The organism is Frankia sp. AiPs1 (assembly GCF_023716945.1).
Classification (GTDB): Bacteria; Actinomycetota; Actinomycetes; order Frankiales; family Frankiaceae; genus Frankia.
In genome coordinates, this window is sequence record NZ_JAMQQF010001058.1 from 1 (window position 1) to 946 (window position 946).

Annotated in this window: 1 protein-coding gene; it reads left to right on the plus strand. The window is 76.0% G+C overall.

What is annotated here, in order from left to right:
* Positions 1–92: 92 nt before the first annotated feature.
* The coding region (locus ND748_RS32830; RefSeq protein WP_251750137.1) for a serine/threonine-protein kinase at positions 93–946 on the plus strand (854 nt) is incomplete at its 3' end.

Here is a 946-nt window from a genome sequence, read left to right on the forward strand (position 1 = left end):
GGGCAGGCGGGCCGCCGGGTCGGTGCCCGCCGCGGGGTGCGCGGGAGGTCTCCGGCCGCCCGCGTCGGGCCCACCGCCGAGGATGATGCGCCGTGACAGTGGATGACGTCGGCGCTGGTCGGCTCGTCGCGGGGCGCTACCGGCTGGCCGAGTGGTTGGGCGCAGGCGGGATGGGCACCGTCTGGCGCGCGCATGACGAGGTGCTGCGGGTCGACGTCGCGGTCAAGGAGATCCGGTTTCCGGCCGACCTCGACGACGACGAACGGGCCGGCCAGGTCGACACGGCGATGCGGGAGGCCCGCAACGCCGCCCGGCTGCGGGGCAACCCGCACGTCGTGACCGTCCACGACGCCGTCGAGCAGGACGGCCTGCCGTGGATCGTGATGGACTACGTGCCCGCGGCCACCCTCGCCGCCACCGTCGAGCGGGCGGGCCCGCTGCCGGTGGACCGCGCCGCCCGGGTGGGTCTGGCCGTCCTCGACGCCCTCGTCGCCGGCAAGCGGCTCGGGGTGCTGCACCGCGACGTCAAACCCTCCAACATCCTGCTGGCGCACGACGGCCGGGTGCTGCTCACCGACTTCGGCATCGCCACGCATGTCTCCGACCCGACGCTCATCGGTGGTCTCGGCAGCGGCGGCACCCCCGCCTATCTGGCCCCCGAGCGGCTGCTCGGCGGCGCGGCGACCCTGGCCGGCGACCTGTTCGCGCTCGGCGCCACCCTGTACCTCGCGGTCGAGGGCGTCTCCCCGTTCCAGCGGGAGAGCGTGCCGTTGACCGTCGGCGCGGTGCTGTACGCCGACCCGCCCGATTTCCTCCGCGCCGGGCCGCTGGTTCACGCGATCATGGGACTGCTGGCCAAGAACCCGGCGAGCCGGCTGCGCCCGGACGGCACGCACGCCCTGCTCACCCGGGCGCTGTCGCACCCCGCGCGGGCGCGCCCGGCGGC